This window comes from Larkinella arboricola, assembly GCF_003259745.1.
GTDB lineage: Bacteria > Bacteroidota > Bacteroidia > Cytophagales > Spirosomataceae > Larkinella > Larkinella arboricola.
This window is the reverse complement of record NZ_QLMC01000004.1, coordinates 124,243-138,778: the sequence shown is the minus strand read 5'-3', so window position 1 is coordinate 138,778 and position 14,536 is coordinate 124,243. Positions and strand designations below refer to the sequence as shown.

15 protein-coding genes are annotated in these 14,536 nt (G+C 54.5%); 4 read left to right on the top strand and 11 right to left on the bottom strand.

The features are described from left to right. Nucleotides 1–93: 93 nt before the first annotated feature. From LX87_RS16315 to LX87_RS16280, 9 genes are all read right to left on the bottom strand, one after another. Complete coding sequence (locus LX87_RS16315; RefSeq protein WP_111629340.1) at nt 94–657, bottom strand: K(+)-transporting ATPase subunit C; 564 nt, start codon at nt 655–657, stop codon at nt 94–96. Nucleotides 658–669: 12 nt separating this feature from the next. Further along, nucleotides 670–2,754 (bottom strand): potassium-transporting ATPase subunit KdpB, encoded by a 2,085-nt coding sequence (gene kdpB / locus LX87_RS16310; protein ID WP_111629339.1) that lies wholly within the window; start codon nt 2,752–2,754, stop codon nt 670–672. Nucleotides 2,755–2,772: 18 nt separating this feature from the next. Beyond that, nucleotides 2,773–4,515, bottom strand: a complete 1,743-nt coding sequence (gene kdpA / locus LX87_RS16305) for a potassium-transporting ATPase subunit KdpA (RefSeq protein WP_111629338.1) — start codon at nt 4,513–4,515, stop codon at nt 2,773–2,775. Nucleotides 4,516–4,526: 11 nt separating this feature from the next. Then, complete coding sequence (locus LX87_RS29275; RefSeq protein ID WP_111629337.1) at nt 4,527–4,607, bottom strand: potassium-transporting ATPase subunit F; 81 nt, start codon at nt 4,605–4,607, stop codon at nt 4,527–4,529. An 11-nt stretch (nt 4,608–4,618) separates the two neighbouring features. Then, nucleotides 4,619–4,741, bottom strand: coding sequence for a hypothetical protein (locus LX87_RS29270; RefSeq protein WP_262511082.1), 123 nt, complete (start codon nt 4,739–4,741; stop codon nt 4,619–4,621). 247 nt (nt 4,742–4,988) lie between these two features. Beyond that, complete coding sequence (locus LX87_RS16295; protein WP_111629336.1) at nt 4,989–5,330, bottom strand: L-rhamnose mutarotase; 342 nt, start codon at nt 5,328–5,330, stop codon at nt 4,989–4,991. Nucleotides 5,331–5,377: 47 nt separating this feature from the next. Further along, a complete protein-coding gene (locus LX87_RS16290) occupies nt 5,378–6,190 on the bottom strand; it encodes a sugar phosphate isomerase/epimerase family protein (RefSeq protein ID WP_111629335.1) in 813 nt (270 codons plus the stop codon). Then, nucleotides 6,187–7,227, bottom strand: a complete 1,041-nt coding sequence (locus LX87_RS16285; RefSeq protein WP_111629334.1) for a zinc-binding alcohol dehydrogenase family protein — start codon at nt 7,225–7,227, stop codon at nt 6,187–6,189. Before LX87_RS16285 ends, LX87_RS16290 begins: the two co-directional genes overlap by 4 nt. Continuing rightward, the gene (locus LX87_RS16280) at nt 7,224–8,177 is read right to left on the bottom strand and encodes an aldo/keto reductase (protein WP_111629333.1); all 954 of its coding nucleotides are present in this window, start codon (nt 8,175–8,177) and stop codon (nt 7,224–7,226) included. Before LX87_RS16280 ends, LX87_RS16285 begins: the two co-directional genes overlap by 4 nt. 243 nt (nt 8,178–8,420) lie before the next feature. Here LX87_RS16280 and LX87_RS16275 point away from each other — a divergent pair, with 243 nt between their 5' ends. Beyond that, nucleotides 8,421–8,669 carry a hypothetical protein gene (locus tag LX87_RS16275; RefSeq protein WP_111629332.1) on the top strand — a complete coding sequence of 83 codons (249 nt, stop codon included), beginning with the start codon at nt 8,421–8,423 and terminating at the stop codon, nt 8,667–8,669. Nucleotides 8,670–8,683: 14 nt separating this feature from the next. On the opposite strand, the gene LX87_RS16270 is transcribed toward LX87_RS16275, so the two are convergent. Together LX87_RS16270 and LX87_RS16265 are read right to left on the bottom strand one after the other, a co-directional pair. Next, a complete protein-coding gene (locus LX87_RS16270; RefSeq protein WP_111629331.1) occupies nt 8,684–9,766 on the bottom strand; it encodes an NAD(P)H-dependent flavin oxidoreductase in 1,083 nt (360 codons plus the stop codon). A gap of 118 nt (nt 9,767–9,884) precedes the next feature. Then, nucleotides 9,885–10,589: a TetR/AcrR family transcriptional regulator gene (locus LX87_RS16265; protein WP_111629330.1), complete on the bottom strand. Its 705-nt coding sequence runs from the start codon at nt 10,587–10,589 to the stop codon at nt 9,885–9,887. A gap of 117 nt (nt 10,590–10,706) precedes the next feature. Here LX87_RS16265 and LX87_RS16260 point away from each other — a divergent pair, with 117 nt between their 5' ends. The 3 genes from LX87_RS16260 to LX87_RS16250 are packed head-to-tail and all read left to right on the top strand — an operon-like array spanning nt 10,707 to nt 14,534. Continuing rightward, a complete protein-coding gene (locus tag LX87_RS16260) occupies nt 10,707–11,708 on the top strand; it encodes an ABC transporter transmembrane domain-containing protein (RefSeq protein WP_111629329.1) in 1,002 nt (333 codons plus the stop codon). Then, on the top strand, nt 11,701–13,056 hold the full coding sequence (locus tag LX87_RS16255; RefSeq protein ID WP_111629328.1) for an HlyD family secretion protein: 1,356 nt from the start codon (nt 11,701–11,703) through the stop codon (nt 13,054–13,056). The genes LX87_RS16260 and LX87_RS16255 overlap by 8 nt, the downstream gene beginning before the upstream one ends. Beyond that, a complete protein-coding gene (locus LX87_RS16250) occupies nt 13,053–14,534 on the top strand; it encodes a TolC family protein (protein ID WP_111629327.1) in 1,482 nt (493 codons plus the stop codon). The genes LX87_RS16255 and LX87_RS16250 overlap by 4 nt, the downstream gene beginning before the upstream one ends. Nucleotides 14,535–14,536: the final 2 nt, after the last annotated feature.

Here is a 14,536-nt window from a genome sequence, read left to right as displayed (position 1 = left end):
CTTTTTCAGTGAGCCGAAGTCTTGTTATACTCTGAGACACTACGACAATTAACCTGTAAGAGACTCATAGTAAAACTATTACATTGATACGATTTACTTCAATTCATCCAGCGCAATGTTGAGCGCCAGTACATTCACGTTGGCCGGACCAAAAAGGCCAAGCAGCGGCCCTTCGGTGTGTTCGTCAACCAGCTGATTCAGTCGCCCGGCTGAAATACCACGAATTCTGGCAATGCGGGCCACCTGCACTTTGGCCCCGGCCGGCGACAAATCGGGGTCAAGTCCGGAACCGGAAGCCGTCACGAGTTCCGCCGGAATGTCGGCTTTCTGAACGCCGGGATTATGCACCAGAAACGTGTCGATCCGCGCCTGAACGGTTTTCAGGTAATCCGGGTTGCCCGGCCCTTTGTTAGAGCCCGCCGACCCGGCCGCGTTGTAATCCACCGCCGACGGGCGGCCGTTGAAATACCGGTCTTCCGTAAACGCCTGACCAATCCGGGCATAACCGACCACTTTGCCGTTTACCAGGACGGTTTCGCCTTTACCCTCTCCCGGCGCAAACCGGGCAAACCCGGCGACCACCAGCGGATAAATGACCGCTAATAAAACCAGCATAACGAGGGTCAATCGGATAGCTGGAGCAAGATGAGATTTCATGATGATAAGGAATTAAACAAAGAGTCCGACGACTAAATCCAGTAATTTGATGCCGATGAAAGGGGCCACCAACCCACCAAAACCGTAGATAAACAGGTTCCGGCGCAGCAGGGCGCTGGCCCCAATCGGTTTGTATTCCACCCCCCTCAGGGCCAGCGGAATCAGCAGCGGAATGATGATCGCGTTGAAAATTACCGCCGACAGGATGGCCGATTCCGGACTGTGCAGCCGCATGATGTTCAGGCTTTGCAGCGCCGGGATGGACACCGTAAACAGGGCCGGAACAATGGCGAAGTATTTGGCCACGTCGTTGGCAATCGAAAAGGTCGTCAGCGTGCCGCGCGTGATCAGGAGTTGTTTACCAATTTCCACCACTTCGATCAGCTTGGTCGGATCATTGTCCAGGTCCACCATATTCCCGGCTTCTTTGGCAGCCTGCGTGCCGCTGTTCATGGCCACGCCCACGTCGGCCTGCGCCAGCGCCGGGGCGTCGTTGGTTCCGTCGCCCATCATCGCTACGAGTTTGCCGCCGGTTTGCTCATGCCGGATGTAATTCATTTTATCCTCCGGTTTAGCTTCGGCAATAAAATCATCCACCCCGGCCTTCTGCGCAATAAACCTGGCTGTCAGCGGGTTGTCGCCCGTTACCATCACGGTCTTGACGCCCATTTTCCGCAGCCGCTCAAACCGTTCGGCAATACCGAGTTTGATGATATCCTGCAACTCGATAACGCCCATCACCTGCTCATTCTGGGCCACAATCAGGGGCGTTCCACCGTTGCCGGCAATCTGCCGGGCCTGTTCTTCGGTTTCTTTCGGGAACACGTTGCCCGCCCGCAAGACCAGATTGCGGATGGAATCCGTAGCGCCTTTCCGAATCCGCAGCCGTTCGCTTGCCTGACCATTTTGCGGCAGATCAATGCCCGATGAGCGGGTTTCGGCCGTAAACTTGATCAGCGTCGCACCTGCTGTGCTGAGGTTGCGTGTCACGTCGGTTCCAGAGTCTCCGCTCCGGGCCAGTTCCACAATCGACTTGCCTTCCGGCGTTTCGTCGGCCAGTGAACTCAGGGCGCTGGCCCGGATCATGTCCTCTTTCAAAATCCCCGGAGCCGGGTAAAAATGGGTGGCTTTGCGATTCCCGATGGTAATGGTTCCGGTTTTATCCAGCAACAGCGTGTCTACGTCGCCCGCCGTTTCGACGGCCCGGCCCGATTTGGCAATCACATTGGCCCGCAAAGCCCGGTCCATCCCGGCAATACCGATGGCCGACAGTAGCCCGCCGATGGTGGTCGGAATCAGGCAGACGAAAAGCGAGATCAGGGCCGCGATGGTGATGGGGGTGTTGGCGTAATCGGCGAACGGTTTGAGGGCCACGCAGACAATGATGAAAATAAGCGTAAAACCGGCCAGCAGAATCGTCAGGGCAATTTCGTTCGGTGTTTTCTGGCGGCTGGCCCCCTCCACCAGCGCAATCATTTTGTCGAGAAACGACTCGCCGGGCTGGGTCGTCACCTGCACTTTGATTTTGTCCGAAAGTACTTTGGTGCCACCCGTGACCGAGGAACGGTCACCCCCGGCTTCGCGAATAACCGGAGCCGATTCGCCGGTGATGGCCGACTCGTCGATGGTGGCTAATCCTTCGATGATTTCCCCATCGGAGGGAATGATGTCGCCCGCTTCGCAGACAAATACATCGCCTTTGACGAGTTGCGAGGAAGGAATGGTCTGAACTTCGTTGACTTTCAGAGTACCCACCGCGCGAATCACTTTGGCGGGCGTTTCCTGACGAGTTCTGCGCAGCGATTCGGCCTGGGCTTTCCCGCGGGCTTCGGCGATGGCTTCGGCAAAGTTGGCAAATAAAACCGTTACGAGCAGGATAACCGTTACCACCAGATTATAGCCCAGGGTGCCCTGCGACTCATCGCCCGAAAGGGCAACGTAAGCCGTTACCAGCACCATAATCAGCGTGCCGACTTCGACGGTAAACATAACCGGGTTTTTGATCAGAACGGCCGGATTTAACTTCACGAATGACTCCCGGATAGCTTTTCCAACCAGCTCACGCTGGAAGAGGGAGGTCTGTTTTGGCTGTGCCATTTTAGTAGTAATTTCTTATTATAAGCTGAAAAACTCCGCCAGCGGCCCCAGCGCCAGCGCCGGGAAAAACGACAGGGCGGTGATGATGAAGATGACCGCGAAAATCATCAAACCAAACGTCGGCGTATCGACCGGCAAGGTCCCTGCGGATTCGGGGACATACTTCTTTTTCGCCAGCAGGCCGGCAATGGCAACGGGGCCAATGATGGGAATAAACCGCCCCAAAATCAGGACGATACCGATGGCATAGTTCCAGAAAAAACTATTGTCGCCCAGCCCTTCAAACCCCGATCCGTTGTTGGCGTTGGCTGACGTAAACTCGTAGAGCATCTCCGAAAAACCGTGAAAACCGGGGTTGTTCAGCCAGGCCGACGGTTTTACGGCCCAGCCGATCGCGGCCCCGGTCGCGTCACCGTATTTCAGGAACACCCAGGCGCCCAGCGCCGTACCGCCTTTCACCAGCAGGGCGCTAAGCAGGGCCACAATGGAGGCAATCTTGATTTCCCGCGCTTCGACTTTGCGGCCAAATAGCTCGGGCGTGCGGCCCACCATCAAACCGGCCACAAACACCGAGATAATCAGGAAGTAGTAGAAGTTGAGCAGCCCCGCACCCACCCCGCCGTAGAAGGCATTGACCATCATGCCCAGCAGTTGCATGGCCCCCGAAAGCGGCATCGAACTGTCGTGCATCGAGTTGACCGAACCCGTTGAGATGATGGTGGTAACAATGCTCCAATAGGCCGATGCCAGTGGCCCGAAACGGACCTCCTTGCCTTCCATCGCCCCGGTTGGCTGCGAAACACCCAGTTGAGTGATGGCCGGGTTTCCGCCCAGTTCCGAAAGAATGGTGGGCACCAGCAGGCACAGCATCCCAACGGTCATGACTCCGTAAACTACCCAGGCAAACCGCTTCCGGTTGACAAAGAATCCCAGTGCAAAAATCATCGCAATCGGAATGATCATCTGGGCAATCATGACTACCATGTTGGTCAGGTAATTGGGGTTTTCCAGCGGATGCGCTGAGTTGGTCCCGAAAAAGCCCCCGCCGTTGGTTCCCAGGTGTTTAATGGCCACAAAACCAGCCGCCGGACCGCGCGATACATCAACGGTATCGCCCTGCATTGTCACGATGGTGTCTTTACCGTCAAACGAAGCCGGGGTTCCGTTAAAGGCCAAAATCAGGGCCACGATCAGCGAACCGGGCAGCAACAGCCGGGTGATCGAACGAACGAACAAGACGTAAAAATTACCCACGCTCTCGACGGTTTTGGGCAGAAACGAGCGAAACAGTAGCACCGCAGCGGCAATGCCGGTGGCCGCCGAAACAAACATCAGAAAGGTCATAACGCCCAACTGGGTCAGGTACGTCGCTCCCGATTCGCCGGAATAATGCTGGATGTCGCAATTGACCAGAAAACTAATCGCCGTATTAAAGGCCAGATCCGGCGTTTGCGACGGGTTGCCATCGGGGTTGAGCGGCAGGCTGCCCTGCGTCAGCAGCATGACAAAGGCGTAGACCAGCCAGACGGCATTGATCGTCAGCAGAGCCACCAGATTTTCCTTCCAGTGCATGTCCCGGTCGGGGTTGATGCCGCCCAACCGGTAAATCAGTCGCTCCAGTGGAGCCATACAATCAAAAGCCGTTCCGCCGTTGCGGTTGGGTTCGCTCCTGAAGACTTTTGCAAGATACTTGCCGAGCGGGATTGCCAGCAGGACCGTTAGTCCATACATCGCCATCACGCCAATCCATTCGGTATTCATAGTGGGTTGTATTAAAATTTTTCCGGTTTAATCAGCACGTACAGCATGTAGGCAAAAACCAGGAGTGCAATGCAGAAAATGAGCGTAATCATGATAGCGTGAATTAGATTTTCTCAAACCAGTCGATGGCTTTGTAGAAGAAGCCGAAGCAGAGCAAGGCGGTAATGATCAGCAGAAAGTAGATTTCCATTTTTAAGTTGGTTAGTACTGTTTTGCCAATTGACAAAAAGGATTCCGGTTATAGACAGAATCAAACAATAAGAAACAACCAACTCATTTACAGACCACTAACTAGGAAGATAAGAAATCAGAGGCAACCAGAGGAATAGCTAAACCATACCAAAATGGCACGGTGTTTCTCCATAATGGAAGAGAATGTGTTGAAAGGAACTACGAAACCGTAGTCATTGGGTCACGCATAAAAAAAGCCGACACGCAGGCCGGCAGTACACACGAAAACGAAAAGAAGAAAGCTACTTTTCAAACTGGAAAATCTGATCCATCAGCACCCACTTCTGGCCTTCTTTGGCCCAGGGCAAGGGCTGCTGAAACTTCCACATGAGTTCCTCCCACTTTTGCACGTGCGGATTCGTGGCATCCTGCGCGGCTTTCTTCTCAAACGTAAAGTCATCGTCCGTCTCCAGAATCATCACCATCCGGTTACCCGTGCGGTAAATCTGCAAATCCTGAATACCAGCGGCCAGATCAGCCGCCCGGACTTCCGGCCAGCCGCTGCCGGGTGCGTGCCACTGTTCGTATTCAGCAATCAATTCGGGGTCGTCGATCAGGTCAAGTGCAAGGCAAAATCGTTGCATGGTGTTAAGGTTTTCGGTTTACAGTTTTCGGAAACCGCCCGGACGGGCTACCTGAAATACTGGTTAAAAGATGCCATCGTCTGCCGGGCGGCCTCATCGGGATCGGGCCAGGGGAAGGCTTCGGCGGAGATAAAACCGGCATAGTTGATTTCCTGCAAAGCCGTTACGATGTCGGCCATCGCGGTATGTCCCCCGCCAACCGGTCGGCGGTTGCTGTCGGCAAAATGCACATGGCCAATAGACGAACCCGCCTGTCGGATGCTGTCGGCCAGCGAGGTTTCCTCAATATTCATATGAAACAGGTCAGCCAGCAGCTTAACCCCCGGCGTCTCCAGCGATTGGAGCAACGTGACGCCATCCTCCAGCCGGTTGATCAGGTTGGTTTCATAACGGTTCAGGGGTTCATAAATCAGCGTAACACCCTGGTCTTCGGCCTGTTTTCCCAGAATATTCAGGCCCTCAGCCAGCCAGTCCAGCGCCTGTTCATATTCCACACCCGGCACCGCGTTTCCCTGCATCGAACCAATAATGGCCGGCGCACCAAACCCGGCGCCAAACGCAATCATGTCGGCAATAAACGAAACGGCTTTGGATCGTACATGCGCATCCGGATCGGTCAGGGTTAAACCGTGGATTACTTTCCCGGCTCCGGTTCCGACGGCGGCAATTTTAACCCCAAACCGCCTACTCAAAGCCGCCAGCCGGTCGGGGGCCACGGCATCCGCCGAAGCCGTAAAGAGTTCGACGGCATCAAAGCCCAGCGAAGCCGCTTTCGCCATGCTCGTTTCCAGATCATGCCAGAAAATCCAGGGGCCGGTTTTAATGTCGGGAACCAGGGCAATTGTTACTGCGGATTTCATTGCGTAACGCTATTATCAAAATCAACCATAATTTTTGTGATCGGGCCGGGATTTTCGGACCATTCCGCTAACGCCATACCGGCTTCATCCAGCGAAACAACCCGGCTCACCACGGCGTCAACCGGAAACCGTCCCGATTCCAGGTAGCTGATCACATCGGGAAAATCGCCCAGACAATTGCGCGACCCCAGGATTTCGATTTCTTTCCGGACAAACGTTCCGGTGCTGTAATCGACCGGTTTTTTAGCGTAACCGATGTACACCACCCGCCCGGTATAAGCCACTTCCTCCACTGCCGCCCGGTAGGTGGCCGGATTGCCCACGGCTTCGATGATCACGTCCGGACCGTCGCCGTCGGTAATTTCCATCAGTGCTTCGTGCAGATCAACTTTTGTCGTATTAATGGCGTGAGCCGCGCCCGCCAGTTTGGCAATCCGCATTTTAGCATCGTCGATATCAACGGCAATCACTTCCGCGCCCCGGTTGACGGAAGCCGCGATGGCTCCCATTCCGACGATACCGCAGCCAATCACGGCCACTTTTTCGCCAGCCGCCACCCGCCCCCGCGCAGCCGCGTGGAAGCCTACCGTCAAGGGTTCGACCAGCGCCAGCTCGCGAACGGTCAGCCGGGACGATGAATGCAGCTTTTGCCAGGGAACGCTAATGAATTTCGTCATCGCGCCCGGACGACGCACGCCCATTGTTTTGTTATCCTGACAGGCATTCGGGCGGCCTTTCCGGCACGAAACGCAGTGGCCGCAGTTCAGATACGGATTCAGCGTGACCCGCATCCCCGGTTTGAACGCATCCGGAACCTCGTTGCCAACCTCCCGAATCGTAGCGCCGACTTCATGACCCAGCACGTTCGGGTATTCCTGCAACTCAAACAACCCGCGAAAACCGTTCAGATCGCCCCCGCAGAAACCAACCATGTTTACTTCCAGCAACGCTTCGTCGGGTTTCAGCGACGGAATGTCAATTTCGCGAACCTCGGTTTTTCCGGGTTCGACCAGCACCAGGGCACGTTGTTTATTCATGATAAAAAAGTCGGCTTGGGAAGGTTATTCTCCGGTTTTCCTTCAAACCAGAGTTGATTTTTAACCGGTGCCACCAGCGTTTCGATCCGTTGCAGCAATTCGTCGGGAATTTGAATATCGAGCGCCCGAATGTTCTGTTCCAGACGGTGCTGCTCGGAAATGCCGACGATGGTGGTGGCAATGACAGGATGGCTGACGGCATACTTCAAGGCCACATCGCTCAGTGCCAGACCGTATTCGCGGCACAGGGCCAGCAGTTTGGGCTGCATGTCTTTCACGGCCTGCGGAGAACTCTGCCAGACCGGTATGGGCGCATCCGACAGAATCCGCTGCATCAGCGGGGCAGCATTCAATAGCCCAAATCCTTTTTCGAGCGAAAGGGGCACCAGTTCGTCGTTGATTTCGTCGGCCAGCAGCGTGTAATGGCCCCACGACAACACCGTATCGACCTCCACCTCACGCGCCACCTTTGCCAGATACCGAACGGGCAGTCCCGAGAAACCCACGTAGCGGGCCTTCCCCATTTGTTTGATTTTCAGAGCCGCCGGAATGGCTTCGTTCACCACCTGATCGTGGTCGCCAAATTCAATGTCGTGTACCGTGAGCAGATCCACGTAGTCGGTTTGCAGACGCTCCAGCGATTCGTCGATGCTGCGCAGGATGCGGTCCTGCGAAAAGTCAAACACGCCGTTGCCGTACCGCCCGCATTTGGTGGCCAGATAAACCGAATCCCGCTTTGTTTTCAGAGCTTTTCCCAGCCGGGTTTCGGCCAGCGTGTCACCGTAAAACGGGGCTACATCAAAGAAATTAATCCCGTGATCAATGGCCGCATGAACCGCCCGTCGGCCTTCATCCTCATCCGTTTCGTCAAACACATTGCCCAGGGGCGAGGCTCCAAAACTCAGGAGCGAAACGTTCAGGTCTGTTTTTCCTAATTTGCGATACTCCATTAGCTGCTTTTCGAAACCGCAGGAAGGCACTTTGCTGATCCTATCCGGTTGCCCTTAGTAAGCTTCTTTCGCGGTTTTTCTACTAGCGTCCGGGGCAATGATTTGTCTAATCGCTGCCACTCTACCCGCAGTTTTTGGATTAATTAAAGCAGAATTTGGGACTGTCAGCAACTTTTCTATATTTGCACAAGCAATATAAATCCGTTATTTGGTGCCGAGATGTATCCTTAATCGATTGTAACCATGACGAACTTTTTCAATAAGCCGAAAGAAACCGTTATAACGGGAGCCTTCAAAACCCAGACCACCATATTTTCCGTTACGCCAACAACGCGTTTTGAGCGGAGATGCCATATCCTGTACGAGTCCTATAACCGACTGGTGGAAGACGGCGAAAAAATGCTGGCGGCTGACGTGCTGACGATCATGAAATCGGTGCTCGACGATGAAATAAAATCACTCCAGGCTTCCTGCGTTACCAACAGGGAATAACGACACCAGCGGTTTTAGGCACGCTGATTAATTGAATCCATCAATCGGAAGGTTTCTTCGGCCAGCAACCGGGTTAGTTCGCCGGCGGGAAGTTCGCGCCCCAGGCGCGCGGCCTGTCCTGACCACAAGGACATAAAATCGGATGATCCGGACGGTTCGGCTTTAGACCGGAGTGGAATCAGAGCGCCACCCGCCAGCGGAAACCCCGGTGCGGCATCTGAAATGGGGCCAACCTCCCGAACCAACCGGTTGACGATGCTGCGCGCGGGTCGGCCGGTAAAAACATTGGTGATGGCAGTAGTGTTGTCTTTGGCATTCCGCAGAGCCGCCCGGTACAGCGGTGAAATCTGGGCTTCCGGGCAAAACAGATAAGCAGTTCCGAGCTGGACCGCCGACGCCCCGAGCGCAAAAGCGGCAACAATTCCGCGTGCATCGGCAATTCCACCAGCCGCAATAACCGGTATTTTTACGGCATCGACCACCTGCGGCACCAGCGCCATCGTTCCCACCTGCGTTGTTGTGTCTTCACTCAGGAAAATACCACGATGCCCACCCGCTTCGGCTCCCTGCGCAATGATCGCATCACAACCCTGATCTTCAAGCCATTTGGCTTCATCCACGGTTGTTGCCGACGACAGCACCCTGGTCCCGCTGGCCTTCACCCGCGCCAGCAGTTGCGGCTCCGGCAGTCCAAAATGGAAGCTGACCACTTGGGGCCGGAGTTCCTCGACCAGTTCACAGAGCGCGCTGTCAAACGGCGCACGGTTCGAAACCGGAATTGGGGCCTGTGGGTCAATACCAAATTCCCGGTAGTAGCTTTCCAGCCGTTTTCGCCAGCGGTTTTCCCAGTCCGGGTCCGCGTTGGGCGTTTGATGGCAGAAAAAGTTAAGATTAACCGGCTTATCGGTTCGCTGCCGAATGGCACTGTATTCCTTCCGGATCTGCTCCGCGCTGAGCAGGGCGCAGGGCAGCGAACCTAGCCCACCGGCTTCGGAAACCGCAATTACCATTTCCGACAAAACCGATCCGGCCATCGGCGCCTGAATAATGGGCCACTCGATACCCAGTAAGTCCTGAATCCGCTTATCCGGCCACATAGTTTCCTACGATTTAAGTGAATAGCCGTACTTCTCCAATGAAATCCGACGGCTTTCGTTTTTCACCCGATGGAAATCGTCCCGTTGGGCCACCAAAAATAAGAAGCGTTACCCGTCCTCAGAAATTTTCGGCATCGAGCGACGAAAATAACAGATGGCGCAGAAAACCCAGCAACCGTTCGTCGTTCCCGACTGGCAGGTTCGAGTCGGTGCCTAAATCCGTCAGCGAAGGCAGGTACTTCATAAAAAACGCCTGATAATGAGCCGTTTCAATAAGCGAACTGGCCCGGGACTGAGCGTAGGGATAGTTGGGCTGGTATTCGCGAATAATCCCGGCAATGCGTCGACAGAGGTCTTTATAAGGCTTAAAAAGCTGTTCCTTATTATCCTGCGTAACGTGGTGAGTCAGATATGCCTTGCTCGACTCCTGGATAACGATGCTGTACAACGCCCGAATGTCGATGGCGTCCATCGAAGTCTCCGATTCGGGAAAATCTTTTAGCAACAAAAGCCGCAGAACGCGTTCCAGCTTTTCGCGGGTGTCCGCCAGATTATTGGTCTGGAATAAAACCTGGTATTCCAGCCACTGCCAGTACCAGGCTACCAGATAGATCAGCAGACGATGTTTATTTTCAAAATACCGGTAAATACTGGCTTCGGTCGTACCGATGCGGTCGGCCAGTTTGCGGAACGTCATTTCTTCGAAACCAATATCCGCAATCAGACGAATGCTATGCCTAACAATCCGACGGCCTAAATCTGAGCTTTCCGGGTCGCGGAGAAAGAGCTTTTCGTTCATCCGTACCCGAACCGTATATTCCATGTCTATCTTCTTTGTGTTGCAAGTGAAATTATTTTTACAAAGAAACAAACTTTCAGATATAAAAGTTATGTTTGCAATAAAGATAGTAATACTATCAATTGAGAAAGCAAATAAACAATGAATTCCGATATTCAAAACCAACCACCACCATCACCCTTACGCCGGTTACTTCGTCTGCTAAGAACTGAAAAAAAAGACATTGGCTACGTCTATCTGTATGCCATTGTCACGGGTTTAATCAGCCTCTCGCTTCCCCTGGGCATTCAGGCAGTGTTTAACCTGGTATCCAGCGGGTTAGTATTCAGTTCTGTTTACGTCCTGATTGGTCTAGTGGTTCTGGGTGTGCTGGTGACGGGGTTTCTGATGGTCGCCCAGATGACGCTGGTCGAGATCATGCAACAGCGCATTTTTGCCAAAGCGGCTTTTGAATATACCTACCGACTTCCGCGGATTCGGCCCGAAGCACTGTCGGCATACTACCCGCCGGAGTTGATGAACCGTTTTTTCGATGTGCTAACGGTCCAGAAGGGGTTGCCCAAATTGCTGATTGACCTGACTGCGGCCGCCATGCAGATTCTGTTCGGGATTATCCTGCTGTCGTTTTATCATCCTGTTTTTCTGGTCTTCGGCTTGTTTACCCTCATAACCATTGCGGTCATCTGCTGGGTTTACGGTTCTCAGGGTATCCAAACGAGCCTTAACGAGTCGAAGTACAAATACCGGGTGGTGAGTTTTCTGGAAGAATTTGCGCGGGACATTGCCCGTTTTCGCCACCAGAGCACCCGCGAACCCATCGACCGCATGGATGAACTGGTCGCCGGGTACGTTTCCTACCGCAATGCCCACTTTCGGGTGCTAAAGCGGTTTTTCTACAGCGCCATCGGTTTCAAGACCATTACGACGGGTGGCCTGCTCATTCTGGGGACCTCGCTGGTGGTGGCTCGCCAGATGACCCTCGGCCAGTTTGTGGCGGCTGAACTCATTATCGTATTGATATCCGGTTCGGTCGAGAAACTGATTTCGGGCATTGACACCGTATTCGACATGCTGACCGCCGTCGAGAAAATTGCGAACGTAACCGATTTACCCCTGGAAACCGAATCGACCGACCATGCTTAACTTATCCAATCAGCGGGTAGACGAAGCGCTTATGACGCACTACTCGCTCAAAACCTTACGAACATTACCAGAACCCAACAGCGGTCGGCGGCTGGGGCGCTGGCTGATCTTTTTGCTGCTGGTTGTACTGGTTACCCTGTTTCTGCCGTGGCGGCAAAATATCAGCGGTGAAGGCAGCGTTACGGCCCTGACCCCCCGCGACCGCCCGCAAACCGTGCAGAACGCCATTGCGGGCCGGATTGAAAGCTGGAAGATTCAGGAAGGGCAATTTGTTAAAAAAGGGGATACACTGCTGGTGATCTCCGAGATCAAGGACGAATATTTTGACCCCAATCTGCCCCAGCGACTTGACGAACAACTCGGCGCCAAACAAGGCAGCCTGGAAGCCACCAACGCCAAAATTTCCGCCCTCGACGGACAGATTCAGGCGCTGAAAACCGGTTTGCAGGTAAAACTGGCATCGGCCCGCAACAAGGTGCGGCAGGCGGCTTTCAAAGTCACCAGCGACAGCACGGACCTGGTGGCCGAGCGCAACAACTACCAGATTTCCCTCAACCGGCTGGATCGCTACGAGAAAGGCTACAAAAACGGCCTGTTCTCCCTAACAGACCTCGAATCCCGGCGCCTGAAAGTGCAGCAGGATTATGCCAAGGTCATTGCCATAGAAAACAAACTCAACGTCTCGCGGCAGGAACTGGTGAATGCCCGGCTTGATTTGAACACCATTCAGGCGGATTTTCAGGAAAAACTGGCCAAGGCCCTCTCCGACCGCAGTTCGGCGGTTTCGTACCGGGCCGAAGCCGACGGAGAAATTTCCAAGATTCAGAATAAAATCAGCAGCGTTGATGTCCGGCGGGGCTTATACGTCGTGCGCGCTCCGCAGGATGGCTATGTGGTTCGGTCGTACAAATTCGGGATCGGTGAAACCATCAAGGAGGGCGAATCCATTGCCACGCTCCAGCCCGCAAATCCCGCTATCGCGGTTGAACTTTACGTCCGGGCAATGGACGTACCCCTCATTCAAAGCGGACGGCATGTGCGGCTTCAGTTCGACGGCTGGCCCGCCATTCAGTTTTCGGGCTGGCCATCGGTGGCCGTCGGTACGTTTGGGGGTGAGGTGGCCGTTATCGACGCCGTAAGCAGTGTGAATGGCAAATACCGGCTGCTGGTCAAACCCCAACCCCGCAAAGGCGACCAGTCCTGGCCCCAGCAGTTGCGGGTTGGGTCCGGCGTTTACGGATGGGTCATGCTCGACGATGTCCCGATCTGGTACGAAATCTGGCGTCAGTTGAACGGTTTCCCGCCTAGTTTGCAGGAGGAGCCCAAAGAATCGGAAAAGAAAAAATGAAAACCATACTGGTTAGTATCTGGCTTTTGATCAGTGGTACCGTTGTCAGTCAGGCAATCGGACAATCTGCCAGTACGCAACACGCCGATACCATTTCAACGGCAGAAACCGTCTTTTCGGCGGCTGATTTTTACGAAGCCGTTCTCCAGCACCATCCCATCGTCCGGCAGGCGGCCCTGCTGAGTCAGGAAGCCCGGCAGGAAATCCGTCAGGCGCGGGGTGCTTTTGACCCGAAACTGTTTTCGGTGTATGACCGGAAGGAATTTGGCAAAACGTTGTATTACGACAAATGGCAGTCCGGGTTGTCGATTCCGGTTTTACCGGGCGGTATTGATGTCAAGATGACCTACGACCGCAACGGCGGGCAGTATCTGAACCCCGAAGACCGCGTCCCTTCGTCGGGGCTGGCCGCCGTAGGCGTAAGCGTACCGATCGGTCAGGGCTTGCTGATCGACGCCCGGCGGAATGCGTTGCGGCAGGCCGAACAGGCCATTAATCTGGCCGAAGCCGACCGGTTGAAATTAATCAATAAAACGCTGTACGACGCGGCCAAGACCTACTGGGACTGGTATACGGCCTATCAGCAAGTCCGGCTGATTCGTCAGGGTTATCAACTGGCGGATACACGGTTTCAGGGTATTCGTGAACGGGCGTTGCTGGGCGATGCGGCACCAATCGACACCACCGAAGCACTCATTACCGTTCAGGACCGGCTGGTGCAGTTGCGGCAGGCCGAAGTAGATTGGCAGAATGCCCGGTTACGGCTGACGGCTTTTCTGTGGCATTCGGATGATACGGAAGGCGCCCCCCGCCCGGTTGACTTGCCCGCGCTCGTAATTCCGCAAACCAATCCCATTCTGCCCGTCAGCGAGGAACAGTTTCAGAATCTGCTCAGCCGGGCCACCGAGCAACACCCCGAGCTGGTGAAGCTGACGGCCAAACGGGAACAACTGGTGATCGAAGAACGGTTTCGGCGGTCGTTGCTGCAACCCCAGATCAGCGTGAGCGCCAATCTGCTGAGCCGGACTCCATCGGCCAATGAACGGTACGACTGGGCAAGCTACTACGCATTTCGGGCCGACAACCACAAAATTGGCGTTGACTTTACGCTGCCGCTTTTTCTGCGGAAAGAACGGGGCAAGCTCCGGCAGGTGCAGTTAAAATCCCAGCAACTGGCACTCGAACGGCAACAAACGGGTCGCGACATTGTCAACGGGGTTCAATCGGCCTGGAATGAACTGAAAGCACTGGAGAGCCAGCTCACCCTTCAACGGCAAACCGTTGTCAACCAGCAGACGCTTTTACAGGCTGAACAGCAAAAATTTGACATGGGAGAAAGTTCGCTGTTTCTGATCAACAGCCGCGAAACCAAGTTGATTGACTTGCAGGTAAAACAGGCAGAATTACAGGCCAAATACCAGAAAGCCATTGCCAACCTCTGGTATGCCGCCGGAACCTACACCCAGGCGTCAGACTAACG

Bases quoted from the DNA above. Each gene is read 5' to 3' on its own strand.
- LX87_RS16315 (WP_111629340.1), bottom strand. From the start codon at position 657: ATGAAATCTCATCTTGCTCCAGCTATCCGATTGACCCTCGTTATGCTG.
- kdpB (WP_111629339.1), bottom strand. From the start codon at position 2,754: ATGGCACAGCCAAAACAGACCTCCCTCTTCCAGCGTGAGCTGGTTGGA.
- kdpA (WP_111629338.1), bottom strand. From the start codon at position 4,515: ATGAATACCGAATGGATTGGCGTGATGGCGATGTATGGACTAACGGTC.
- LX87_RS29275 (WP_111629337.1), bottom strand. From the start codon at position 4,607: ATGATTACGCTCATTTTCTGCATTGCACTCCTGGTTTTTGCCTACATG.
- LX87_RS16295 (WP_111629336.1), bottom strand. From the start codon at position 5,330: ATGCAACGATTTTGCCTTGCACTTGACCTGATCGACGACCCCGAATTG.
- LX87_RS16290 (WP_111629335.1), bottom strand. From the start codon at position 6,190: ATGAAATCCGCAGTAACAATTGCCCTGGTTCCCGACATTAAAACCGGC.
- LX87_RS16285 (WP_111629334.1), bottom strand. From the start codon at position 7,227: ATGAATAAACAACGTGCCCTGGTGCTGGTCGAACCCGGAAAAACCGAG.
- LX87_RS16280 (WP_111629333.1), bottom strand. From the start codon at position 8,177: ATGGAGTATCGCAAATTAGGAAAAACAGACCTGAACGTTTCGCTCCTG.
- LX87_RS16275 (WP_111629332.1), top strand. From the start codon at position 8,421: ATGACGAACTTTTTCAATAAGCCGAAAGAAACCGTTATAACGGGAGCC.
- LX87_RS16270 (WP_111629331.1), bottom strand. From the start codon at position 9,766: ATGTGGCCGGATAAGCGGATTCAGGACTTACTGGGTATCGAGTGGCCC.
- LX87_RS16265 (WP_111629330.1), bottom strand. From the start codon at position 10,589: ATGGAATATACGGTTCGGGTACGGATGAACGAAAAGCTCTTTCTCCGC.
- LX87_RS16260 (WP_111629329.1), top strand. From the start codon at position 10,707: ATGAATTCCGATATTCAAAACCAACCACCACCATCACCCTTACGCCGG.
- LX87_RS16255 (WP_111629328.1), top strand. From the start codon at position 11,701: ATGCTTAACTTATCCAATCAGCGGGTAGACGAAGCGCTTATGACGCAC.
- LX87_RS16250 (WP_111629327.1), top strand. From the start codon at position 13,053: ATGAAAACCATACTGGTTAGTATCTGGCTTTTGATCAGTGGTACCGTT.